The following is a 23,890-nucleotide window of genomic DNA, read 5'->3' as shown; positions in this document are numbered from 1 at the left end:
GGTATGCGCATGCTAAACTTAGCCATCTAACAGTTTAGGTGGCTAAGGAGGCAGTATGGGGCAGGCAATCGTAAACATGCTGCTGGTGGCACTGGGCGGTGCCGTTGGCGGCATGGGGCGTTTTGCTATTTCCAGCTTTCTCGCTAAGCATTTAGGCAGCGCATGGGGCACACTGGCCGTCAACCTGAGTGGCTCAATCGCCGCTGGCTGGCTACTCGGCACGCTTGGCTTGCCGGACGCTGCAGCCGACAACTCGCTATGGCTGGTCGTAGTGGTCGGCGTACTGGGCGGCTATACCACGGTATCCTCTTTTAGTCTGCAAACGCTTGAGCTTTGGCAGCGCGGCAACGTAGCTCAAGCCGCCGTTAATATTGTGGCTACAGTGCTACTGGGGTTAGCCGGGGTGTACGTCGGCTGGCAGCTAGCCGGAGGCAGCATATGAATGCCATGCTGATGCGTTATTTAGCGGTTGGGCTAGGCTGTAGCCTTGGCTGTGCGTTGCGCTACGCTGTCTCACTCAGCGCGCTGGCCACCTTGGGCAGTTACTTTCCACTGGGTACACTGGTGGTTAATGTTGCGGGTTCTTGGTTAATCGGCTGGCTGGCAGCGACCGCTACTCGGCGTTCACATGGACGTATTGCACGCTGGCAACCCTTTCTTATTGCGGGTTTTTGCGGCGGATTCACAACCTTTTCACTGTTCAGTTTGGAAACCCTTCATCTTATCCAAACACACCATGTTACGTTGGCCTTGCTTTATGTAGCGGTGAGCGTTCCGCTTTGGCTCGGGGCGGCGCTACTGGGCGAGCGTATGTCATCACAAGGGCGCCGCTCGTAATGCGCGACCAGATGGAAAGGCACCAGTCCTGGCTATATCTGTTATTTATTGGCTTAGGATTAGCACTTGGCATCGCCGCGCCAAACACGGCCAGGCCCCTTGAGCCATTGCTGTGGCCCTTGTTAGGAACACTGCTTTACGCCACCTTCACGCAAATCCCGCTGCTGCACATTTCCCGCAGTATAAAAGATAAGCGCTTTATGACAGCGCTGATGATCGGTAATTTTGTTGCTATTCCCGCTTTTTTAGCCCTTATCGTGATGTGGATTCCGCTCTCTCCCGCCGTGCTGGCGGGCATGCTGCTGGTGCTACTGGTGCCCTGCACCGATTGGTTTATTACCTTCACACATTTAGGCAAGGGCGATACCGCTAAAGCGGTCGCCGCCACGCCGCTGTTGCTGCTGGTGCAAATGATCGCATTGCCTGCGTATCTGTGGCTTTTTTTAGGCCGTGAGTGGTGCCAGCTAGCACTTTCTAAACCGCTGCTCAGTGCCTTTTTCGGTCTTATCCTCCTACCGTTAGTGCTAGCCTGGCTAACCGGGCATATCGCCCAGCGCCACCCTATCGCCAAACGTGCCGTTCAATATCTTGGGCTGCTGCCGGTGCCGCTTCTGGCGCTCGTGGTGTTTATTATCGCGGCCTCGCAGATTAATACGGTGATTGGACTAAGCTCAGTGCTATTGCAGGTTGTGTTTATTTTTATAGGCTTTTTAACCTTTGCGGCACTGCTGGGTAAAGGGCTTGGCCGCCTATTTAGACTGCCAATCGCGAGCGCCAGAACGCTGGTCTTTAGCTTCGGTACGCGCAACTCTTTTGTCATGCTACCTATCGCGCTGTCGCTGCCTAATGCTTGGCAGGCCGCGGTCGTGGTAATTGTATTTCAATCGTTGGTAGAACTGTTTGGCATGGTGGCCTACCTACGCTGGGTGCCTAGTAAACTGTTGCCGGACACCAAATAGCGGGCATAAAAAAACCAGCCAACGCATACGAAGGCCGGCTTAAAAAGAATGCTTTAACGCAGTATTAAAATGGGAATGCGGCTGCCACGCAGCATGGCCGTTGTGGTGCTGCCTATCAACAAATGTCGAAGGCGTGAATGGCCGTAGGCGCCCATGACGAGCAGATCAATGCCGTGCTCTTTTTCATAGCCCTGCAGGGTTTTATTCACTTCACCCGGGCGGATCGCCCCTTGCGCTTCATGGCCCGCGTCACGCAGCGTAGCCTGCGCCCAGGTTAACTGAGCGCGATTTTCTGCGGTGTCTGCGCCAACAATCAAAATATGGCAGGCAATGCCGTTAAATAGCGGACTTTTCGCCAGCATCTCGATACCCTTACGAGCCGTTTTGCTGCCGTCAAACGCCATCAATATCTTTTCGGGCCGCTGATAGGTTTTCGGCACCATCAGAATTGGTCGGTGCATTTCACGCACTACTTGCTCCAGATTAGCGCCTAAGTGCCCGCTCGCAGAATGGCCCGCTGCGCCGCATTTACCTATCACGAGTAGGCGCATCTCTTGTTCCAGGCCGACGAGAGTGTCGACCAGCGTACCGTTCAACTGCCGAGTAACGGGCTCCGCCGCGCCACCGTCAATCGCCCGCGCTTTGGCGCTCGCTAACATTTGTTGACCCAGCTCACGATTCACTTTAGCGCGCTGCTCATCAACCGCCGAAAGCTCTTCCAGCAATCGCTCGCGGTCGCCAAGATGTAAATTACCTGAGAAATCCTTGCTGCCGGTCACCGGGGAATGATTGTCGACTACGTGTAGCAGGTTCAAAGGCGATGCCAGCGCTTGGCTCGCCCAAACGGCATAGTCGCAAACGCCCTCGGAAAACGACGAGCCGTCAATGGCGGCCATTACTTGATCAGTCATTGTGTTCTCCCTGTTGGCTTAGTGGCCGCCCATCAGCTTCTCAACGGCTACCGGATCGTTGTGAATAGCATAGCGGTCAACGACGGTTGCACTTGCTTCAGACAACCCAACAAGCGCGACGTCTGTACCCTCTCGGCGAAACTTAATGACAACCCGATCAAGCGCCTGCACAGCGGTCACATCCCAAAAATGCGCTCTAGAAAGATCAATCGTAACGCTATCAATGCTTTCCTTGAGATCGAATGCATTTGTAAAGCGCTCTGAAGAAGCAAAGAACACCTGGCCCACGACCTGATACTCGCGCGACCTGCCGACCTTCGTTTCTTTGGAACCGACATACAGAATATTGCCGACTTTATTAGCAAAGAACAGCGCAGCCAGCAGTACGCCCACAAATACGCCGATAGCTAGATTATGCGTACTGACCGTAACGGCAACGGTCGCCAGCATAACGATATTGGTGCTTATCGGATTCTTGCTAAGATCGCGAATCGATTCCCAGCTAAAGGTTCCGATAGAGACCATAATCATGACCGCGACTAACGCGGCCATGGGAATTTGCGAGACCCAGTCCGCTAGAAACACCACCATCATTAACAGCACAACGCCAGCAATCAGCGTAGACAGCCGAGTCCGACCGCCGGATTTAATGTTAATCACCGACTGACCAATCATCGCACAGCCGGCCATTCCGCCCATCAAGCCGGCACCAATATTGGCTAGCCCTTGCCCCTTACACTCGCGATTTTTATTACTTGGCGTATCGGTCAAATCATCGACAATAGTGGCGGTCATCATCGACTCCAATAAGCCCACCACGCTCAGCATTAGCGCGTAAGGTAAAATAATCCACAGCGTGTCTAGCGTTAGCGGCACGTCTGGCCACAGGAATATGGGCAAGGTGTCCGGCAGTTCACCCATATCACCAACGCTGCGAATATCCATGCCAGTCAGCATATAAACGATGGTAAGTACCACAATACATACCAGCGGAGACGGGATTGCTTTGCCGATCATCGGCAAGTAAGGGAACAGATAGATAATGCCCAAGCCCGCGGCAGTCATGACGTAGACATGCCACGTCACGTTAGTCAGCTCAGGCAGCTGCGCCATAAAAATGAGAATGGCCAGCGCGTTGACGAACCCGGTGACCACCGAGCGCGATACAAAGCGCATTAGATCGGCAAGCTTTAGGTAGCCTGCCACAATTTGCAGCACGCCGGTTAGCAGCGTTGCCGCCAGCAGATATTCAAGCCCATGCTCTTTCACCAGCGTTACCATTAAAAGCGCCATGGCGCCGGTAGCCGCTGAAATCATCCCCGGCCGACCGCCGGCAAATGCAATCACCACCGCGATACAGAAAGAAGCGTAAAGACCCACTTTAGGATCGACGCCGGCAATAATGGAAAAAGCAATTGCCTCAGGAATAAGCGCGAGAGCGACCACGATGCCCGAAAGCGTGTCGCCTTTGATATTGGAAAACCATTCTTGCTTACGAAAAAGAGCCATGGGAGTCCACCGTTGAAATACTAGATAAGCCGATCCGCTGGCCGAAGTGACGCCGCAATATGCGCACAACAAACGTCGCTCGCTGGGGTTACAACGTCATTAACGACGGAATCGAATACTGAAACCCGCCCATTAGGCGGAAAAAAAACAATAGCTTGCCGCAACGCCGTAACAGCAAGATTTGCCGGGGCGTATCGCATGGGGAGGGAAACCTAGGGCGGAGTCATCAGCCCTGATGTAGGTAGCGCCAATACTATCTTTAGGCGGGTCATGTTTGAGCGGGTCATTACCGTTATGCCTGGCTGCTAAGAAAACGCCTATCCCCTGTCCATGGTACTTGTGGGTACCTATGGATAGACCGCGAAATCTTACCAGCAATTCCCACTCACTGCACCCAAGGCAAACATTGGCGAGCAAGCAGCGCCACCTACTCCCTCGCCCAAGCGCTAGCGGAGTATGTTAGCGCTAGCTAATGTCGTTAAAACGATAACGCAATAAGTACAGCGCGTTGAGCGTAACCAGAACAGTTGCCCCGGTGTCAGCCATAACGGCAATCCACATACCGGTGATACCCAGCGCGGTAGAGACTAGAAAAAATGCTTTAAAACCCAGTGCTAGCACCACATTGGTTTTGACATTACGCATGGTCGCCCGTGAGAGTGAGATCATTTCAGCAATCCCTCTTACACGGTTTTTAAGCAGCGCCGCATCGGCGGTTTCAAGCGCCACATCGGTGCCACTGCCCATGGCAATGCCCACCTCAGCCGCGGCGAGCGCCGGCGCATCGTTAATACCATCGCCTACTTTACCGACCGGCCCCAGCCCTTGGGCCTGCCACTGACGCACTCGCTGAGCCTTATCTTCAGGCATCAGCTCGCCTTCGGCCTCAATTCCCAGCTGCTCACCGATGGCGGCCACCGTGCGGGCATTGTCACCACTGAGCATAACGACAGACACGCCCAGGCGCTCTAACGCTTGAAGGCCGCTGCGTGCATCTTCGCGAGGCTCGTCACGCAAGGCGATTAAGCCTAAGGGCTGCTCATTCTCCAGCAGTACGGCAAGACTTTTGCCCTGGGTTTCCAGCGCCTCAATACGCGCATCCCAACCACTGGGGCGGGCAGCAAAACGCTGCAGATAGCGCGGGCTAACCAGCATTAATTCTCGCCCTTCTACCTGCCCGGCAACGCCCTGCCCTGATAGGGCATGCCCCGCCTGAACCGCGGGCACCTGTACACCTTGATGCCGAGCATAGTTACCAATCGCAACGGCGAGCGGATGGCTCGACCCTTGCTCAAGCGCGGCGGCTAGGCGTAGAACATCGGCACCACTACTGTCAGCCTCAAGCCCTTCCACATCAGTGACAGTGGGCATTCCTGCGGTAAGCGTGCCAGTTTTATCCAACGCCACCCGCTTGAGCTTGCCTAGCTGTTCCAGTACCGCGCCGCCTTTCATTAGTAGGCCGTTTCTTGCGCCCACCGACAGCCCCGCAGCAATCGCCGCAGGCGTCGAAATCACCAGCGCGCACGGGCAAGCTATTAGCAGCAGGGCTAGCGCACGATAAATAGACTCTGACCAGAGCATCGACGAGACAAGCGGCGGCACAATCGCAACCAGCAGCGCCACGGCAACGACAGCGGGCATATAGAAAAAGGCAAAGCGATCAATAAAGCGCGCGACCGGCGCTTTAGCCGCCTGAGCTTCTTCCACTAGCTTAATCACGCGGGCGATAGTGTTATTTTCAGCGCTGCGGGTTACCTCAACTTCTAGCACGCCATCAAGGTTTACGGTGCCGGCAAACACTGACTCGCCCTGCTCCCGCTCTCGCGGCATCGACTCTCCATTCACCGGCGACTCATCGATATGCGAACGGCCATCGACAATTGTTCCATCGCAGGGCAGCCGGTCGCCAGGGCGGACTTGCACCCGCTGGCCGGGCACAAGAGAGGCAGCGGAGACCTCACGCGCTTCACCTTGCTCTAATAGGCGCGCGGTAGAAGGGGTCAGCTTTGAGAGCGCAGAAATACTGCGCCGCGCCTGGGCAGCGGCAACACCCTCCAGCATCTCGCCCACCGCAAACAAAAACACCACTACTGCGGCTTCGGCGGCGGCGTTGATCGCCAATGCCCCCAGCGCGGCAATGCTCATTAGCATTTCAATAGTGAAAGGATTGCCTAATCTGAGCGCTTGCCACGCGCGCTGCACAATCGGCACAAGGCCGACAATAGTCGCCGCTACAAAGGGCCATGTGCCTAAATCAGGCCACACAAACTTCAGCACCCAAGCCAGCGTCAGCAAGGCACCACTAACGATCACTAAACGCCCTTTGGGCGACTGCCACCAAGGAGTAGCTTCCCCAGCGTCATGAGCCGCACTCGTTTCGTCAATAATGCGGTAGCCCAAGGCCGTAATCGTAGACTCAATCTCTTGGCGCAATAAAACGTCGCCGTCTTGAGCGGTCAACTGAACCGATCCCGCCACGGCGCTCGCTGAGACCGACTCAACGTAACGTAAGCGCTTTAATGCTGACTCCACTTTACGCTCGCAGCCACCGCAGTCCATGCCTTGCACGCGTAAGGTGAACGGTTGATTTTTAGCTAGTGGAATGTCGCTCATCGCATGGTGCTCCAGATTCGTCTATCTTAAGAGCTTAATACCTATAGCGACTAGAGGGTCAAGCAATGGCAGATCAAAATCCACCACCAGCGAATGCAGAGCAATATATTGGTATTGGTGAGCTGGCACGCCAGTCAGGCTGTAAGCCCGAAACGGTGCGCTATTACGAAGGTATCGGGCTGCTGCCTTCAGCGCCTCGTAATGAAGGCAATCAGCGCCGCTATACAGCCACCGCCATCCGCCGGCTGACGTTCATTCGTCACGCCCGTGACTTTGGTTTTTCAGTTGAGGCGGTACGCGAGTTATTACAAATGGCAGACCATCCCACGATGCCATGCGAGGAAGTGGACACCCTGGCAAAGCGCCACTTAGCCGAGGTTGAGGCGCGGCTCGCGAGGCTGACCGCGGTACGCGATGAGCTCACTCGCATGATTCATCAGTGCGAAGGAGGCAATATTGGCCATTGCCATATTATTGATGTACTCAGCGACCACCGCCTATGCCACCAAGCGGGACCACACGGCGGTGCCGATGTTTTACGCTAACGCTTAACTAGCCCAGCCATACATCCAAAAACAGCATAATGACGAGGCCCATTGCCAATCCAAAGGTGGCTTTTTTCTGATGGCCGCAACGGTGCGTTTCAGGAATGATTTCATGGCTGATGACGTACAGCATGGCGCCGGCGGCAAACGCTAGGCCCCAGGGCAGCAGAATTTGAGAAACGCTGATGATACTCGCGCCGAAAAGGCCGCCAATGGGCTCGATTAGACCGGTCAGCGCGGCAATCGACCAGGAGCGCCACTTCGAGTAACCCTCCCCCATTAAGGCCACCGCGACGGCAAGGCCTTCCGGCATATTTTGGAGCCCAATACCGATGGCCAGCGGCATACCGCCTTCCAGCCCATTAGCACCAAAACCAACCCCTACCGCCATACCTTCTGGCAAGTTGTGGATAGTAATAGCGAATACAAACAGCCAGACCCGGCGCAGCGATGCAGCTTCTGGCCCTTCTCGACCTTGGGCAAAATGCTCGTGAGGTAAATGCTCGTTCAGCAGCGCGATAGCGCCCATACCGAGCAAGATAGCGATACAGACAATCGCCGCCGGCACCGGGCCGCCGGAATAATAGATCTCGGCAGCATCCAGTGCGGGAATAATCAGCGAAAAGAACGACGCCGCCAGCATAACACCGGCGGCAAAGCCCAACGCCAGGTCACGAAAGCCGCGACTAGGCGTTTTGCCAAGCAGCACCGGCAGTGCCCCTACGGCGGTTAAAAGGCCGGCGACTAAGCTACCTAAAAATCCTAACAACAACGTATTTTCCATGGACAGCACAAGCCCGGTGAGCGATCAATAAAGAAGTAGACGCGCACAATACGTTGTCGTTTAACGCAGTACCACCGTTATAGTTAACACAGCGCCGCAACTCGTTATCGCAGAGTAGTCTTACGCAAATACGGCAGCACGGCACTAAACTCACCAAACTTTTGCTTGGCATCTTCATCCGAAACGCTCGGCGGAATAATGACATCTTGGCCCACGGTCCAATCGGCTGGCGTAGCAACACCATGTTTCGCTGTGGCCTGCAATGCATCTAGCGCACGCAGAATTTCTGCGAAGTTACGCCCCACTGACATCGGATAAGTCATTGACAGCTTTAGTTGCTTATCCGGGCCGATGATAAATACTGAGCGCACCGTGGCGCTATCTGCTGGCGTACGGCCATCGGGCAAATAGGCTTCTGCTGGCAGCATATCGAACAGTTTGGAAACGTTCAGGCTATCGTCGGCGATGATCGGAAAGCCGACTTTACTGCCGCTGTAGGTCTCAATATCTGTCGCCCAACGCTTATGATCTTCAACGCCATCCACCGAGACACCGATTACTTTCGTACCGCGCTTTTCCCACTCAGCGCTTAGCTGCGCAACGGCGCCAAACTCGGTGGTGCACACTGGCGTAAAATCTTTAGGGTGTGAAAACAAGATCGCCCAGCTGTCGCCAATCCACTCATGGAAGCTGATCGGGCCTTGGCTAGAGTCCGCTTTAAAATCCGGGACAACTGCATTGATACGTAATGACATGCGCTACTCCTTAGTAGACATTTAGCTTAGGGGTATTTAGCACCTTAATTCTTTATAGATCTTTCAACACACCTAATATAGAACATTTAGCGCTAAGACAGTCAATATCTTTACAGGGTTCCTGATGTTTTCGACTAGCGCGCATACCTCGGCTCTCAATCACCGTATCCAGCATAGAAAAACGGTGCTCGAAAGCACCGTCATTACAAACACCACACATGTAACCGTCTGTTTATTTGGTTATTTTTTACTTTTATCTTCAGTTTTAATGCGCTTTAGCCAGCGCTGTTTGGCATACTGGCGCAGGTTATCGACGTGGTCGGTCTCATCCACAATGTCCCGGCCGAGGATCGTTTCAATAATATCCTCTAAGGTAATCAAACCGACAAAGGTGCCGTGCTCATCGTAAACCACGCGCATGTGCAGGTGATCTTTCAACATCGATGTAAATACTTGCTCTACATTCTGCGATACATCCACGCTGCCAATCGGGTGCATCAGTTCGCGCATGGTTTTAGTGTCATCGGCATGGTACATGTCTGATTTATGCACATAGCCAAAGGCCTGCTCGCCGTTATCCATCACCGGGAAGCGGGTAAACGGCGCTTTACCATACTGCTCGTCAAACACTTCAACCGTCATGTTCGGCAGCACCGTTTGACACACCGTGCGCGGGGTCATGGCGTTGTTTACAACAATATCGTGCAAGTTAAGCACATTAATAATGGTGCGCGACTCGTCCGCATCCAGAACATTTTCTTCAAGACCTACCCGGGCCAACACTTTAATTTCATCGCGTAGATCAACGTCGTGCTCTGACTTACCTAGCCGGCGCGTAATCTGCTCCGACATCCATATAAAGGGTAGCAAGCAGAGAATCATCGGCTTCAAAAAGCGCGGTAGAAAAGGCGATAAACCACGCCAGTAAGTCGCGCCAATGGTCTTCGGAATGATCTCCGAAAGCACCAGAATCAGCATCGTCATCACCGCAGACACCAGGGCGATTGAGGCTTCACCGAACACCACCGCGGCCTGGGCACCCACCGCCGTTGCGCCAACGGTATGGGCAATCGTGTTGAGCGTCAAAATAGCCGCCAGTGGCCGGTCAATATTCGTTTTTAGCTTCGTCAGCGAGGCGTGTAATTTCGGATTATCTTCTTTTAGCTTAGCGATATGGCTAGGCGTAATAGAGAGTAGCGCTGCTTCAAGGATGGAACATAGAAAAGAGAGGGCAATCGAAAGCGTGGCAATCGAGATCAGGAGGAACATGGGGGCCTAAAGCAAGGGGTTGTCTGGCGTTTATAAGACCAACATATTAGGAAGTCAACGGTTATTTCACCCGCCGATAATGCGCATTGCTAAAGCTAGAAAAACGCCTCTGCAAGAGAGGCGTTCTAGTTTGCACGACCAACCGCTGATCAAGCAAACACTTCGGTCCATTCGCTGCGTTTGGCCAGCAGGTTACGCGCAAGCTCCTGGGCGCCTTCCAAGCTATGGCTAGCGGCCCAGCCGCACTGCATTTCGTTGCAGGCGGGTACGTCGGTCGCGACGAGCACATCGTTCAGCGTTTGTTCGATGATGGCCAGTACGCCGTCGTAATCATCGTGATTAATCATCGCGATATAGAAGCCGGTTTGGCAGCCCATCGGGCTGATATCGACCACTTTATCCGTGTGATTGCGTGATAACTCAGCCATTAAATGCTCAAGAGAGTGCAGCGCGGGCATCTCCATGTGCTCTTTATTAGGCTGGCAGATCCGCAAATCGTATTTATGGATACGGTCGCCGTTCTGGCCTTCTTTAATATCCGCTAGCCGCACGTACGGGGCTTTCACCTTGGTATGATCCAGGTTAAAGCTCTCGACGTTCATTTTTTTCTCAGTCATTTTGGCTCCTTTTCAGCGTTGCTGTTAGGCCTAATCTACACGCTAAAATTAAACCTTCGGCGCGTCAAAATTCAAGGGTTCATCGGTATAGACGCACACGTTGGCATCTTCAATATCACCATCCGGCGATTCAACGTGCTTAGCAAAGAAATCCTGAATCTCTTTACGCTGACAGTGGGCTTCAAACTCTTCACGGCTGGCCCAAATTTCATGAAAAACGATCGGGTAGCCGGCGCCCTGAGCGAAGGGGTTGTCGATCTGACGCGTCACTGTGTAGTGAATGCAGGCGTCTTCACGGTGCGTATTCGGCTCTAATGACTGAAGCGCTTTGAATACCGCTTCTTCTTTGCCCGGCTTAGGCTTAAAGCCAGCAACGCAGTAAATTTTCTCTGACATGTTCGTATCCTAAGGCATTAATTGGGCGTCATTATGCGACTTGTTGAAGCGGGTTACCAACCTAACCAATAAGTCGATCAGCCAGTGTTTCTAAATCAGTGACTGTCATATCCGGCTCTATTCCCCATGGGTCGAAAGGCGCATCGGAGCGGCGGCGGATCCAGGCACTGCGCAACCCCGCATGGGTTGCTCCAATCACGTCAAACGGATTACTGGAAATCAGCCACGTTTGCTCGGGCCTGGTTTCTAAACGGCTACGCAAATGCGCATACACGGCGGGGTCGGGCTTAAAGCGCTTCACCTCGTCGGCACTAATGACATCGTCCATGTGGTTCTCAACGCCTGCGCGGGTGAGCAGTTTAGATACGGCGTCTGCAGTGCCGTTCGAAAATGCCACACAGCGAATGCCCGCACTGTGAAGTTGATCCAACGCTGGCACTACATCGTCGAAAGCGGGCAACTCTCCATATACGGCCATTAGGTGATCGTGGTCATTATCAGAAAGACCGGTATGCAGCGCACGATCAACGAACACTAGCGCTTCGCGCGTACATTCGGAGAACGGCACATAGGCCCCCATCAGGCCATGGCGAAAGCTGTATTCAAGCTGTTTGTCGCGCCAACGGCGGGCAAACTCATCTACTTTAGCAGCATCCTTCAAGCGCCTTTCTAGCTCAACTGTGACTCCCTGGGTATCGATCAGCGTGCCGTATACATCAAAGGCTAATACCGGTTGCATCGTTGGCTACTCCTTCACTATCGAATGGCTTACCTTACGGCTGAATTCAACATTAAGAGTATTAAGCATAGCCGCCCCCTTCAAAAATAAAAACGCCGCAGCGCTGGGCTGCGGCGTTTAAGCGGCTAAAGCAGGTTATCAAACCGTAAACGCAGCTTCTTGTTTGCCGGTTTTAAGATCACCTGAGCGCGTAAGCTCATCGGTAACGCGGTCGATGGCGCGCTTGGCACGACCAATCATCTCGTCTACTTCGCCACGGTTAATGGTTAGCGGCGGCGCAAAGCCAAGAATATCCCCTTGCGGCATCGCCCGAGCTATCAGGTTCTCTTCCATGGCAGCAGCGGCAACGCGCGGGCCGACTTTGAGCGCTGGCTCGAAATGCAGGCGCTGGCTAGCATCAGGCGAGAACTCTAGCGCGGCCATTAGGCCAACACCGCGCACGTCACCCAGCAACGGGTGGCCTTCGAAGTTAGCTTTTAGCTGTTGCTGAAAATAAGCGCCAGTTTCAGCGGCGTTACCCACCAAGTTCTCACGCTCGATGATATCCAGATTGGCAAGCGCGGCAGCACAGCCTAACGCATGGCCAGAGTAGGTCCAGCCGTGGCCGATCGGGCCGTATTCACCGGTGCCCTGTTCAAGCACTTGCCACACTTTCTCACCGACAATCACGCCAGAAAGCGGCTGATAGGCGCTAGTCAAGCCCTTAGCGATAGTGACTAGATCCGGCTTCATATTATAGTGATGGCTGCCAAAGTCAGAGCCGGTACGGCCAAAGCCACATACCACTTCATCGGCAATCAACAGCACGTCGTACTTATTCAGCACGGTTTGAATCGCATCCCAATAACCTTCCGGCGGCGGCACGATCCCACCCGTACCCAGCACCGGCTCGCCAATAAAGGCAGCGACGGTATTCGGGCCTTCTTCCAGAATCATTGTTTCTAGTTTGTCAGCACAGTAGGCCGAAAACTCTAGCTCCGTCATGCCGTGCTGTTCGGCGGCGCGCAGATAGTAATGCGGCGCTTCGGTGTGCCGAATCGTGTCAATCGGTAAATCGAAGTGATCATGAAACGCTTTCAGGCCAGTCAACGAACCCGATGCGATACCCGAACCATGGTAGCCACGCATGCGCGAGATGACTTTTTTCTTCTGTGGGCGACCCAACACGTTGTTGTAGTAACGCACAATTTTAAGCTGGGTTTCGTTGGCATCGCTTCCGGACATACCGTAGTAAACCTTGGACATGTTCATGCCCGCGATTTTAATAATGCGCTCGGAAAGCTCGATCTGAGGCTCGTTAGAGTGGCCCACGTAGGTGTGATAGTAAGAAAGCTCTAAAGCCTGCTTATAGATCGCTTCGGCAACTTCGGTGCGGCCATAGCCAATGTTCACGCAGTAGAGGCCCGCAAAGCCGTCGATAAACTCGCGGCCATCTTTATCGACAATATTGATGCCTTTACCGCCGGTAATCACACGGCCCGGCAAATCACCGTGAGCAAAGTCACGCAGGTGGGTAGACGCATGGAAGGTAACTTTACGGTCGCGTTCGATTAAATCCTGATGCAAGCTCATAGCGTTCTCTCTGTACAGTAAGCCTCCCCGCATGACGGGGAAGGTATTTTTAAATTGTTTTCAACTTGGCGACTAGCTGCCAGACGCTGAACCCAGCGCGCCTAGGCAGTAATATTTCGTTTCCAGATATTCATCGATACCCGTGGCGCCGCCTTCGCGCCCTAGGCCTGACTGTTTTACACCGCCAAAGGGCACCGGCGGGCCGGTCATTTTTACTGAATTAACGCTGACCATGCCGTACTCCAGCGCCCGCATCAGCTTCCATATACGGCGTATATCATGGGTGTAGACATAGGCGGCAAGCCCGTACTCAGTGTCGTTGGCCATTTCAATGACTTCATCGTCCGTGCTGTAGGCGGTAATGCCTGCCACGGGGGCAAAGTTTTCTTCTCGCCACACCTTCATCTTCGCCGTGACGCCGGTTAGCAGTACCGGCATAAAGAAGTTCTCACCTGGCGCTTTGCTTTGATCACCGCCAATCATGGTGGCGCCTTTAGAAACAGCGTCATCAACAATCGCAGCGGCTTTTTCCACCGCCTGACGGTGAATTAGTGGGCCAAGATCTATCTCGCCGTGCAGGCCATTGCCTACGGTGAGTGCCGCCATACGCTGGCTGAACTGCTCTACGAACTCATCATGGATCGACTCGTGTACCAGAATGCGATTGGCCGCCAGGCAGTCTTGCCCTGCCGTTTGGAACTTGGCGTCAATCGCCGCGTAGGCAGCCTGCTTTGGATCCATATCTGGACCAACAATAAACGGTGCGTTGCCACCCAGCTCCAAAGAAAGCCGCTTAACGGTATGCGCACTCTGTTCGATCAACAGCCGCCCCACCCGAGTGGAACCGGTGAATGAGAGCGCGCGAATACGTGACTCGGCGCAGAGGATTTTCGAGACTTCCGCAGGGTCACCCAGTACAACGTTAAAAATGCCGGCCGGAATCCCCGCGCGCTCAGCCAGCTCCGCCAACGCCAGCGCCGAGAACGGCGTTTCATTGGCAGGCTTGACGATCACAGGGCAGCCAGCCGCCAGCGCCGCCGCGGCTTTACGCGTAATCATCGCCAGCGGAAAGTTCCAGGGCGTAATCATCGCCACGATGCCGACAGGCTCTTTAATAGTGCCCAACGACGCATTCGGAATATGGCTGGGGATGGTTTCACCGTAGGTGCGCTTGCCCTCTTCAGCAAACCAGCGCACAAAGCTTGCGCCGTACTCGACCTCACCGCGAGCATCGGGCAAAGGCTTGCCCTGCTCCAGCGTCATGATCGTAGCGAGGTCTTCACGGTTGGCTTGAATCAGGTCATACCAAGCTAGCAAACGCTCGCAGCGCTCGTCGGCTCGTAGCGCCCGCCACTGCACGAAAGCAGCGTCAGCAGCATCAACAGCGGCCGTAATCTGCGCGGCTTCAAGCAGTGGGATATGGCCAATAGTGTCATTGGTAGCAGGGTCATAAACCGCTTCTTCTCGACCGCCTTCGCCGTGGGTCCATTTACCGTTCACATAGGCGTACTGCCGAAACAGTCGCGAATCTTCCAGGCGCTTGGCAAGCGTGGTCGATAGTGTGGTCATGGAAACCTCTCCTCATGCAGCCTGGCTAACCGAGCACTGCAATAGCTGTGTGGCATTGTCAGCAAGCGCTCATCAGCCTTGCCATCGAATGCATAGAGGTTAACGGAGAGTAGCCACGAAGTGTTTTTGAAAACCAAGGCTTATCACGCGACTTTTTTTGTCAGCGGGCTCTTAACAGAGGTTTTTTTTGGTGGTTCGCAATAAAAAGTAAGCGCTTTATTAAATGACACCGTCAGTATCGATACCAATAGGCGCGTGCTTGACGGTTTTAGTCACAATATACGTAAAATAGCGTTCTATACCTGCTTCAGACACTAGCCACTTATCCATCAGACGCTGATAACTATCGATGGTTCGGGCTTCAAACTTCACTAGGTAATCCACACCGCCGCCAACCGCCACGCATTCCGTTACGTCTGGCGTCTCCATTACCAGCGCTTCAAAGCGAGCAAAGCTTTCAGCGTTATGCTGCTTCAGTTCGATTTGAACCCATACCGGGTTGCGAGGCCCCTGCACCTCGCTATTGATACGCGCGCTGTAGCCTTCAATAATGCCAGCCTTTTCAAGGCGCTTTACGCGTTCCCAGCAGGGGCTGATCGAGAGATTAATCGCCTCGGCCAGCTTCGACTTAGTGATTCGCCCGTCTTGGGAGAGAATGTCGAGAATTTTCAGGTCAAAACGATCAAGTTTCATCATGCCGGGCGTTACGCCTCCAGGCGTTCAACAACATCGGCAATCACCGCCAGGGTGTCCCCCATATTGATTAACGAAGGCGCACGACGCGCCATTAAGATACCGTCGCGCTCTGCTTTATAAGCAACCGGATCAGTGCCGCTGCGGGTCATATCGTATACGTACGCAATCGTTTGGCCTTTCTTAACGTCATCCCCTAATGCGACCAACAGCTCTAACACACCGGAGTGCTGACTCTGTACGTAGCAGCTAGCATCGGGCATATCCAGGTAGACCTGCCCTTCTGCCGGCATATCAACCGTGCCCTCTACCAGGCCATAGTGAATTAAGAAATTACGCACGCCGCGCTCGGCAATCGCCATGCTTTGGGGCGTAGACGTACCGCCGCCGCCAAGCTCAGTGGCCACAAACACTTTGCCTTGTCGCTCGCAGGCGGTGTCGAAAAGTTTTTCCGCATCCAGCTCAAACATCACCATTGCGTACGGAGCGCCGAAGGCTTTTGCGCCTTCCAAAGCGGACTGCTGCTGGGCCTTATTATCCAGCACGTGAGAGGCGCCAAACGGTAGAATATCCAGCGTGCGGCCGCCGGAGTGCAGATCAAGCACTACGTCCGCCATCGGCACCAGTACGCGCGTGAAGTAGTCGGCAATTTGCGGCGTAACGCTACCGTTAGGGTCGCCGGGAAAGCTGCGATTCAGGTTACCTTTGTCCATCGGGGAAGTGCGCTTACCCGCCATAACCGCGGGCGTGTTCATGCACGGAACGATAATCACGCGACCCGTTACGTCTTGCGCCTGCAACGATGAAGAGAGCTTCAGCAGCGAGGTAATGCCTTCGTACTCATCGCCGTGGTTGCCACCGGTCAGCAGCGCCGTCGGGCCTTCACCATTTTTCACCACCGTGATGGGGATCATCACCGCGCCCCAGGCGGACTCGTCGGTGGAAATCGGGAGCTTTAAAAAACCGTGCTGTACGCCATCGGCATCAAAATCAACGGTGGCGGCAATAGGGCTTGGTCGCATCGTCATGAAACATTCCTTTTGGTGGCGGGCTACGATTTACTTAACCGCGACGCTCATTAATAACTACTTCACAAATAGCTGGCGCGGAAAATTGGCCAGCGTTTCACAACCATCGTCGGTAATTAAAATACTCTCGGTAATTTCTAGACCCCAGTCCTCTACCCAAAGCCCCGGCATAAAGTGAAATGTCATGCCGGGCTGCAGGATAGTGTCATCCGAGGGGCGCAGGCTCATGGTGCGCTCGCCCCAATCAGGCGGATACGAGATACCGATGGGATAACCACAGCGGGCGCCGCCGCGGTCAAAGCCGTATTTATCCATCGCAGCCCCCAGCGCCATGGCGATATCTGCGGTGCGGTTACCCGGTTTAGCGACGGCGAGACCTTTCTCAATGCCTTCTAACAGCGCCGATTCAGCGCGGATAAAATCGGTGGGCGGTGTACCCAAAAATACCGTGCGTGACATAGGCGCGTGGTAGCGTTTAAACACCCCGGCAATCTCGAAGAAGGTGCCTTCGCCTTTACGAAAGGGTGTGTCATCCCAGGTTAAATGAGGCGCCGCGGCGTCCTTGCCGGTGGGCAGCATAGGAACAATGGCGGGATAATCACCGCCAAATACTTTGCCGTTTTCATCCACAAAACCTTCAATGCCGACGCGATAAATCTCTGACACCAGTTTGCTTTTCGGCAGGCCAGGCTCGATGACTTCTAAAATACGTGAGTGCATGCCTTCCACAATCTTGGCGGCAATGCGCATGTAAGCCACTTCCTGGGGCGATTTTATCGCTCGGCACCAGTTCACCAGCGCATTGGCATCCATAAAGCGCGCGTGAGGAAGCTCTTTGAGCAGACTTAAATAGGCCTTGGCGGAGAAGTAGTAGTTATCCATCTCCATACCCACTACACCCAGATGCCAGCCGCGATCAGGCATGATCGACTGCGCCAAATACTCCATGGGGTGCATATCCGGATTTTGTACATAGTAATCCGGGTAGTAAGTAATGTTGTCAGGATCGATCCAGCAGGTACGCAGGGCGCCGTTAGCATCCATGCGCCGCCCGAACCATACAGGCTCGCCCTCAAGGCCCACCAGCACACACTGATGCACATAAAACGACCAGCCGTCGTAGCCGGTCAGCCAAGCCATATTAGAAGGGTCACTGACGATTAATACGTCAATACCACGACTGGCCATTTCGGCGCGCACTTTCCACAGGCGACTAGCGTACTCTTCGCGCGCGAAAGGCAGGGAAACCTGAGTCATCGGGCAACTCGCCATTAAAGATCACCAAGAACCAGCGCTGGGCCTAAAAGGCATGCAACGCTGAGCCACAGGATCGACCTGACTACCGCCGCAGCAGCCCCGCCAATGTCGTCTTGACCCGATACTAGCACCCACCCTTGGTTGGCGGTCAAAGGCTTTATGACAAAAAGTGCATATGATCACATTATTCGTACTCTTCGCACTCTTCGGACTATGCGCACTCTTCGGGCTATGCGAGCTTGCAACGGTATTGATCGCTCACCATGATAGCCTGAGTCATCACATGCTTAGATAACGGGAGACGAGATGAAAATTGTCGTACACATTGATGAGGCTGCGCAGTGGCAAGCAGCGCTTTCTGAAGCGTTACCCCAGGCCACCGTACTGACCAGCGAGGCGCCAGCGGAAGAGCGCAAACACGCAGACTACCTCGCCATTTGGAAAGCGCCTGCTCATTTACTGCAGGAGCAGACCCAGCTCAAAGGCATCATTAATTTAGGCGCGGGAGTGGACCATCTGCTTAAAACGCCCGGGCTTCCCAGCAACGTACCGATTGTAAAGCTGCGCGATGCAGGCATGGGCGACCTGATCGCGGACTATGCGCTGTATGGCGTGCTACATTTCTATCGCAGCATGGACCGCTACGCAGAGCAGCAGCAAAGCGCCACGTGGCAACCACAAGGGGTCGTGGAAAAATCTCAGTGGCCCGTGGGGGTGTTAGGTCTCGGCGCGATTGGTAGCTTCGTCGCCAGCGCGCTACAGCAGGCAGGTTTTCCGGTACTGGGCTGGAGCCGTTCGCCCAAAAAAATCAGCGGCGTGCACTGTTTTCACGACGATGACGGGCTAACTGAGCTGCTTGGCCAGGTGCAAAGCCTCATCACTATTTTGCCTGACACCGCCGCCACGAAAAACATTCTCAACGCCGAGCGGCTGGCCCTGCTGCCTAAAGGGGCCAGCATTATTAACCCCGGCCGCGGCAGCTTGATTGATGAACAGGCACTGCTCGAAGCGCTGGGGCACGCTGGCCAGCCGGGCCACATCCGGGGGGCACTCCTGGACGTGTTCCACGAAGAACCGCTGCCCGCCACTAATCCGCTTTGGCAGCATCCTAACGTTATCATCACGCCTCATATGGCGGGTCCTACGCCGCTTAACGATGCTATCGATCAGGTGATTTCCTATTTACATGCCTTTGAAGCGGGCGATCACCTTACAACGGTTAATCCTGATGCGGGCTACTGACGCAAGCCCCCAGCCCCGATATACTGGCGCTCGATGAACCAAGTACTAGCGAAAGGCTCTTAAGACGGTACGTTTTTTTGGAGGAAGGGCCTTTGGTCAATGTCTTAGCACGATCCGCTGCCCAACGGTTGGCAGGAGCGACACTCAGCCTGATTGGGCTTTTTTCAAGCGCTGTGGCGCTAGCGCAAAACGAGCCAACATTTAAGGATCCGCAGCCCTTTGAAGCCCAGTACCGGCTTGAAGTTCGCGGCTGGCCTGGCGCCACTATTACGCATCGGCTGTCTAACGAAGGTAGTCATTGGTTAAGCGATATGCGCTTTTCGATTGCCGTCGTGCGCGGCCAGGAACTCAGTCGCTTTTCACTCCGCGACGACACCGCTCACTCACTGCTTTATAGCAGCAGCTATTCCCTGCTGGGCATGGGCGATAGCTATCAGCTAAACGAGAGTGAGATACCCACCTTGGACCGTCAAACGGCGCTGTTTGACCTGTCAAGACGTGCGGGTCACGAAAACTGCACCGAAAGCACGCCCTGCGAGATTGAGTTTGTGGATAACAAAGGGCGCGATGAGCATTTTCAGTACTATGTTGAGAAGCAACTCATTACCGAACCTACTAGCATGGGATTACCTGACGGTGAGTTTGAGGCACTGGAAGTCTCTCTGATTGATATTGAGAAGCCTGATCGCCTTCTAAAACTTAGCTTTCACCCTGACTGGCCCGGCCTGATTCTCTCAGCCGTATACCAAAAAGAGGGTAGCCGCGAAACACAGCTAACGTTAACAAACTTCAACCCAAACGGAGGCACGGCACCCTAAATGCTTTCGGGTTTACTGATTGTTTTACTCCCGCTGGTACTGGGCTACCTGGTTCCGGTTCGTTCTACCCGCGTACAGAACCAAATAAACCGGGCCGTTAGCGGCTCGGTTTATTTGATTCTGCTGTTTATGGGTATTAGCTTGGCGGGTCTTGAAAATCTCATCAGCCAGCTTTCTCGCTTAGGCGGCAATGCGCTGCTGCTGTTTAGCATTACCACGCTATTTAACCTATCGGCGCTTTGGTGGCTATCGCAGCGCTTGCCTCTGCATACCGCTAATTCACCGGTGGTAAAAAATGCCCCCACCAGCAAGCTAGCGGCGATGCAGGGCTCACTATGGCTGGTCGCGGTGGTGGCCGGTGGCGTTACCGCTGGCCTATTGGCAGGCCCCTACGTTGGCGAAACGCTGTTCAACACCGCTGATTTACTAGCCGAGTGGGTGCTCTATGTGCTGCTGATATTGATTGGCTGTCAGCTGCGCAATTCCGGCATGCCGCTAAAACAGATACTGCTTAACAAGATGGGGCTGGCGATTGCCGTCACGCTAGCGCTCAGCTCATTGCTAGCCGGCTTAGTCGCCGCCCCGCTGCTGTCGCTGAGTTGGAATGAAGGCCTTGCCATGGCATCAGGCTTTGGCTGGTATTCACTTTCCGCCATTCTTATCGGTGACCAGCTAGGCCCGCTAATGGGCGGCGTGGCGTTTTTCAACGACCTCACTCGCGAGCTCCTCGCCTTTATCTTGATTCCGCTGGTGATTCATCGCCACACCGCACTTGCTATCGGCTACGGCGGTGCAACCTCGATGGACTTCACGCTGCCCGTGATCCAGCAGCACGGCGGCGTAGCCTGCGTGCCCATTGCCGTGGTCAGCGGGTTTATCCTCTCGCTGCTCTCCCCACCGCTTATTCTGTTCTTTCTTTCGCTCTCGGGTTAGCTATTCAAGCAATAGAGCAGCCGCGCGCGTTCTAAGTGTTTGCGCATTTCCTCTACGGCAGCCGCCTTATCCCCCTGCTCGATACAGTCAATAATTTTGGCGTGCTCAAGCAAGGTAATGTCCTCGTTGCCTTCCCAGTGCAGCAAACTAGCATGAAAGCGCGCTAGCCAACCCAGCATGGATTGGCTAGTTGCTATAAAAATAGGATTACGAGTAATTCCGGCAATGGCGGTATGAAACGCCATATCGATCTCGATAAAGGCTTGAGCATCTCCATTTAAATGCCCGCATTGTTGCTCTAACAACTCTCTCAAATGAGCAATGTCTGCCACAGAGGCCTGTCCTATCGCCTTCTCCACCATACCCAGCTCAAAGAATGTGCGCGCCTCTTTCAGTTGTTCAAGCGACTGAGACGAGCTAGCGAGCATATGACGAGCGGTTAAATCAATCTGCGACATCAGTCCCATCGCCGTCGGCTGCAGTACTTTAGGGCGCTGGCCGTGATTAATTTCGACAAGCCCAATACGTTCAAGCGTTTGCATCGCCTCACGAATTGCCGGTCTTCCCACACCGTAGCGGTCCATCAGCTCGCGCTCAGAAGGTAGCGTATCTCCAGGCTTGTATTGGCCCGACTCTACCATTTCATAAAGCCGATCAAACACCTCATCTGACAGCTTGCGACGAGTAATTTTAGGGGCTGGTTGCACGGCAATTTCTCCTCACAAGCCACACAGCGACTTGGTTATCCAATGAACGTCAACAGTCTAGCGCTGTTGTGCTGAAAATTGGCAAAATTTACTTAAATACGACCAAAGCAGCATTTGACAGACTGATATAGATATTATGTCATCATACCAGTTGCTGAGCAAAAAACTTACCCTTTTAAACCTCAGCGAACTTATCGCTAGCGCCATACAAAACCTTCACTGGAGTCTTCTATGACCAACATTGCCCTTATCGGCGCAGGCGGAAAAATGGGTTACCGCCTGTCGAGCAACTTAAAACAGTCAGGTTACACCGTCAGCCATGTGGAATTGAGTGACGCTGGTCGCCAGCGCCTATCAGAAGGCCTAGGTATCAGTTGCGTAGATGCCCAACAGGCTGTGCCTGATGCTCAGGTGGTGATACTAGCGGTTCCAGATACGCTGGTCGGGCGCGTTGCTGAAGAACTATCGCCACTGATGGCCAGCGGCACTATGGTCATTACACTCGATGCCGCCGCCCCTTTTGCTGGCCACCTGCCCAACCGTGACGATCTGGTCTACTTCGTCACGCACCCTTGCCACCCACCGATCTTCAATGATGAAACAGATCTAGATGCCAAGCGCGATTACTTTGGCGGGGCCAAGGCTAAGCAACACATTGTCAATGCGCTGATGCAAGGACCTGAAGAACTCTATCCACTGGGCGAAGCGATTGCTAAGACCATCTATGCACCGGTTGTTCGCTCTCACCGTGTCACAGTCGAACAGATGGCACTTCTTGAACCTGGTCTTTCGGAAACGGTATGCGCCACGCTACTGGTGGTCATGCGGGAAGCAATGGACGAAGTCGTCGCCCGCGGCGTTGACCAGCAGTGCGCACGCGACTTCTTGCTAGGCCACATGAATATTCTGGCTGCCGTTATTTTCGATGAGCAGCCAGGCGTTTTCTCCGATGCCTGCAACAAGGCAATTGAGAATGGTAAACCGCAATTGATGCGTGATGACTGGAAGCGCGTATTTGAGCCTGAAGAAATTGCCGAAAGCATTCGCCGTATCACCTGACCCTGTTTGCTTAACAACGCTTTAGCAACATCACACCAACACTAATTACAACAATTTGGAGTATAAGATGATGACCTTCCGACTCAACCAAGTCTCTGCCGCCATCGCCGCCACCATTGCTCTGGCTGCTAGTACTTCGTCTTTTGCGGTACAAGAGATGAACCTTGCGTTCACACCCCCGCTTAACTCCCATTATGGCGAAGCCGGCCAAGCGTTTGCTGACGAGGTAGACCGGCTTAGCGACGGAGAGTTTAAAATCAATCTGCGCCCTGCCAGCGCCTTAGGCGGTGAACGAGACGTCCTGGAAGGGCTGCAAATCGGCTCTGTTGAGCTGACACTGACCTCAACCGGTCCTATCGGCAATTTCGTACCCTCTGTTTACGCCCTCGATTTTCCTTTCCTGTTTCGCGATTACGACCACGCCCACAAAGTACTCGATGGCGAGATTGGCCAGTCGTTGTTGGACGAGTTTGAAGACGAAGGCTTGATTGGCCTGGCATGGGCCGAAAACGGCTTTCGGCACTTGACCAATAGCAGGCGCCCGGTTGAAACACCTGGAGATATGGAAGGCATGAAGATCCGCACCATGGAAAATCAGGTGCATCTTGAAACCTTCAAGGCGCTAGGCGCTGCACCAACACCTATCTCCTGGACAGAAGTCATTACAGCCCTTCAGCAGGGCACCATCGACGGCCAGGAAAATCCGATTCCCATTCTAACGGTAAACAGCATGTGGGAGATCCAGGACTACCTAACGCTCACAGGCCATGTTTACTCCCCCACAGCATTAGTGATGTCGAAAATATATTGGGATGATCTCAATGAAGAGCAGCAGGGCTGGTTTCGCCAAGCCGCACAAGTAGCTGCCCAAACCTCACGCGATGCCGTCCAGCGCATTGAGGAGGAAGGTGTGGAGTTGCTGCGTAGTAATGGCATGGAAGTCGTCACCGAGATTGATTACGCGCAGTTCCGGGAGGCTGTTGAGCCTGCCTACGAGCGCTATGCCGAGCAGTATGGTAGTGAGCTTCTAGAGCGTATTCGCGCAACCGAATGAGTAGCCCTCTGCCGCGTGCCTCCT

General features: G+C 54.0%; 24 protein-coding genes. 9 read left to right on the top strand and 15 right to left on the bottom strand.

Annotated elements, in window-relative coordinates; genetic code table 11:
• Positions 1-55: 55 nt before the first annotated feature.
• From crcB to ACT3TF_RS01175, 3 genes are read left to right on the top strand one after another with little or no spacing between them, the layout of a single operon-like run.
• The gene (crcB, locus tag ACT3TF_RS01185) at positions 56-442 is read left to right on the top strand and encodes a fluoride efflux transporter CrcB (RefSeq protein WP_441684276.1); all 387 of its coding nucleotides are present in this window, start codon (positions 56-58) and stop codon (positions 440-442) included.
• Entirely contained in the window at positions 439-837 is a 399-nt protein-coding gene (locus ACT3TF_RS01180) for a fluoride efflux transporter FluC (protein ID WP_441684277.1), read from the top strand. Before crcB ends, ACT3TF_RS01180 begins: the two co-directional genes overlap by 4 nt.
• The gene (locus ACT3TF_RS01175; RefSeq protein ID WP_441684278.1) at positions 837-1,796 is read left to right on the top strand and encodes an arsenic resistance protein; all 960 of its coding nucleotides are present in this window, start codon (positions 837-839) and stop codon (positions 1,794-1,796) included. Before ACT3TF_RS01180 ends, ACT3TF_RS01175 begins: the two co-directional genes overlap by 1 nt.
• A 53-nt stretch (positions 1,797-1,849) precedes the next feature.
• On the opposite strand, the gene ACT3TF_RS01170 is transcribed toward ACT3TF_RS01175, so the two are convergent.
• The 3 genes from ACT3TF_RS01170 to ACT3TF_RS01160 form a co-directional block, all read right to left on the bottom strand.
• A complete protein-coding gene (locus ACT3TF_RS01170) occupies positions 1,850-2,707 on the bottom strand; it encodes a universal stress protein (protein ID WP_441684279.1) in 858 nt (285 codons plus the stop codon).
• An 18-nt stretch (positions 2,708-2,725) separates the two neighbouring features.
• Positions 2,726-4,216, bottom strand: a complete 1,491-nt coding sequence (locus ACT3TF_RS01165; protein WP_096278449.1) for a SulP family inorganic anion transporter — start codon at positions 4,214-4,216, stop codon at positions 2,726-2,728.
• Between the two features lie 465 nt (positions 4,217-4,681).
• Positions 4,682-6,829, bottom strand: coding sequence for a heavy metal translocating P-type ATPase (locus ACT3TF_RS01160; protein ID WP_441684280.1), 2,148 nt, complete (start codon positions 6,827-6,829; stop codon positions 4,682-4,684).
• Between the two features lie 65 nt (positions 6,830-6,894).
• Between ACT3TF_RS01160 and ACT3TF_RS01155 the strand changes: the two genes are divergently transcribed.
• A complete protein-coding gene (locus tag ACT3TF_RS01155) occupies positions 6,895-7,374 on the top strand; it encodes a MerR family transcriptional regulator (RefSeq protein WP_096278445.1) in 480 nt (159 codons plus the stop codon).
• A gap of 7 nt (positions 7,375-7,381) precedes the next feature.
• On the opposite strand, the gene ACT3TF_RS01150 is transcribed toward ACT3TF_RS01155, so the two are convergent.
• The 11 genes from ACT3TF_RS01150 to doeA form a co-directional block, all read right to left on the bottom strand.
• Entirely contained in the window at positions 7,382-8,158 is a 777-nt protein-coding gene (locus ACT3TF_RS01150) for a ZIP family metal transporter (protein WP_441684281.1), read from the bottom strand.
• 104 nt (positions 8,159-8,262) lie between these two features.
• Complete coding sequence (locus ACT3TF_RS01145) at positions 8,263-8,913, bottom strand: peroxiredoxin (protein WP_441684282.1); 651 nt, start codon at positions 8,911-8,913, stop codon at positions 8,263-8,265.
• A gap of 240 nt (positions 8,914-9,153) precedes the next feature.
• Positions 9,154-10,182 (bottom strand): CNNM domain-containing protein, encoded by a 1,029-nt coding sequence (locus ACT3TF_RS01140; RefSeq protein WP_096278439.1) that lies wholly within the window; start codon positions 10,180-10,182, stop codon positions 9,154-9,156.
• 149 nt (positions 10,183-10,331) lie between these two features.
• Positions 10,332-10,799: an S-ribosylhomocysteine lyase gene (locus ACT3TF_RS01135; RefSeq protein ID WP_096278431.1), complete on the bottom strand. Its 468-nt coding sequence runs from the start codon at positions 10,797-10,799 to the stop codon at positions 10,332-10,334.
• A gap of 48 nt (positions 10,800-10,847) precedes the next feature.
• Positions 10,848-11,195 carry a putative quinol monooxygenase gene (locus ACT3TF_RS01130; RefSeq protein ID WP_096278429.1) on the bottom strand — a complete coding sequence of 116 codons (348 nt, stop codon included), beginning with the start codon at positions 11,193-11,195 and terminating at the stop codon, positions 10,848-10,850.
• Positions 11,196-11,256: 61 nt separating this feature from the next.
• Complete coding sequence (locus ACT3TF_RS01125; RefSeq protein ID WP_441684283.1) at positions 11,257-11,934, bottom strand: haloacid dehalogenase type II; 678 nt, start codon at positions 11,932-11,934, stop codon at positions 11,257-11,259.
• A 138-nt stretch (positions 11,935-12,072) separates the two neighbouring features.
• The gene (locus tag ACT3TF_RS01120; RefSeq protein ID WP_096278424.1) at positions 12,073-13,506 is read right to left on the bottom strand and encodes an aspartate aminotransferase family protein; all 1,434 of its coding nucleotides are present in this window, start codon (positions 13,504-13,506) and stop codon (positions 12,073-12,075) included.
• Positions 13,507-13,578: 72 nt separating this feature from the next.
• Positions 13,579-15,075, bottom strand: coding sequence for an NAD-dependent succinate-semialdehyde dehydrogenase (locus ACT3TF_RS01115; protein WP_096278422.1), 1,497 nt, complete (start codon positions 15,073-15,075; stop codon positions 13,579-13,581).
• Between the two features lie 219 nt (positions 15,076-15,294).
• Positions 15,295-15,771 carry an Lrp/AsnC family transcriptional regulator gene (locus tag ACT3TF_RS01110; RefSeq protein ID WP_096278420.1) on the bottom strand — a complete coding sequence of 159 codons (477 nt, stop codon included), beginning with the start codon at positions 15,769-15,771 and terminating at the stop codon, positions 15,295-15,297.
• Between the two features lie 8 nt (positions 15,772-15,779).
• Positions 15,780-16,796: a N(2)-acetyl-L-2,4-diaminobutanoate deacetylase DoeB gene (gene doeB, locus ACT3TF_RS01105; protein ID WP_441685716.1), complete on the bottom strand. Its 1,017-nt coding sequence runs from the start codon at positions 16,794-16,796 to the stop codon at positions 15,780-15,782.
• A 57-nt stretch (positions 16,797-16,853) separates the two neighbouring features.
• Positions 16,854-18,053 (bottom strand): ectoine hydrolase DoeA, encoded by a 1,200-nt coding sequence (gene doeA / locus ACT3TF_RS01100; RefSeq protein ID WP_096278416.1) that lies wholly within the window; start codon positions 18,051-18,053, stop codon positions 16,854-16,856.
• Between the two features lie 306 nt (positions 18,054-18,359).
• On the opposite strand from doeA, the gene ACT3TF_RS01095 reads away from it, so the two are divergent.
• The 3 genes from ACT3TF_RS01095 to ACT3TF_RS01085 all read left to right on the top strand — a co-directional run bounded on the left by ACT3TF_RS01095 (position 18,360) and on the right by ACT3TF_RS01085 (position 21,046).
• A complete protein-coding gene (locus ACT3TF_RS01095; RefSeq protein ID WP_096278414.1) occupies positions 18,360-19,295 on the top strand; it encodes a 2-hydroxyacid dehydrogenase in 936 nt (311 codons plus the stop codon).
• 92 nt (positions 19,296-19,387) lie between these two features.
• Positions 19,388-20,113: a hypothetical protein gene (locus tag ACT3TF_RS01090; protein WP_441685718.1), complete on the top strand. Its 726-nt coding sequence runs from the start codon at positions 19,388-19,390 to the stop codon at positions 20,111-20,113.
• The gene (locus ACT3TF_RS01085) at positions 20,114-21,046 is read left to right on the top strand and encodes a lysine exporter LysO family protein (RefSeq protein WP_441685720.1); all 933 of its coding nucleotides are present in this window, start codon (positions 20,114-20,116) and stop codon (positions 21,044-21,046) included. It abuts the gene before it with no gap.
• Here ACT3TF_RS01085 and nanR read toward each other — a convergent pair.
• Positions 21,043-21,753 (bottom strand): transcriptional regulator NanR, encoded by a 711-nt coding sequence (gene nanR / locus ACT3TF_RS01080; protein WP_096278410.1) that lies wholly within the window; start codon positions 21,751-21,753, stop codon positions 21,043-21,045. The two genes, ACT3TF_RS01085 and nanR, sit on opposite strands and share 4 nt — an antisense overlap.
• Positions 21,754-21,984: 231 nt before the next feature.
• On the opposite strand from nanR, the gene ACT3TF_RS01075 reads away from it, so the two are divergent.
• Positions 21,985-22,812, top strand: coding sequence for a phosphogluconate dehydrogenase C-terminal domain-containing protein (locus ACT3TF_RS01075; RefSeq protein ID WP_217990275.1), 828 nt, complete (start codon positions 21,985-21,987; stop codon positions 22,810-22,812).
• Positions 22,813-22,879: 67 nt separating this feature from the next.
• The gene (locus ACT3TF_RS01070; protein WP_441685723.1) at positions 22,880-23,866 is read left to right on the top strand and encodes a TRAP transporter substrate-binding protein; all 987 of its coding nucleotides are present in this window, start codon (positions 22,880-22,882) and stop codon (positions 23,864-23,866) included.
• Positions 23,867-23,890: the final 24 nt, after the last annotated feature.

Origin of the sequence: Halomonas sp. AOP25-F1-15 (assembly GCF_052378675.1) — a bacterium.
Taxonomy (GTDB): Bacteria; Pseudomonadota; Gammaproteobacteria; order Pseudomonadales; family Halomonadaceae; genus Vreelandella; species Vreelandella casei.
The sequence above is the reverse complement of the archived record's forward strand: the minus strand, read 5'-3'. Positions and strand labels throughout refer to the sequence as shown.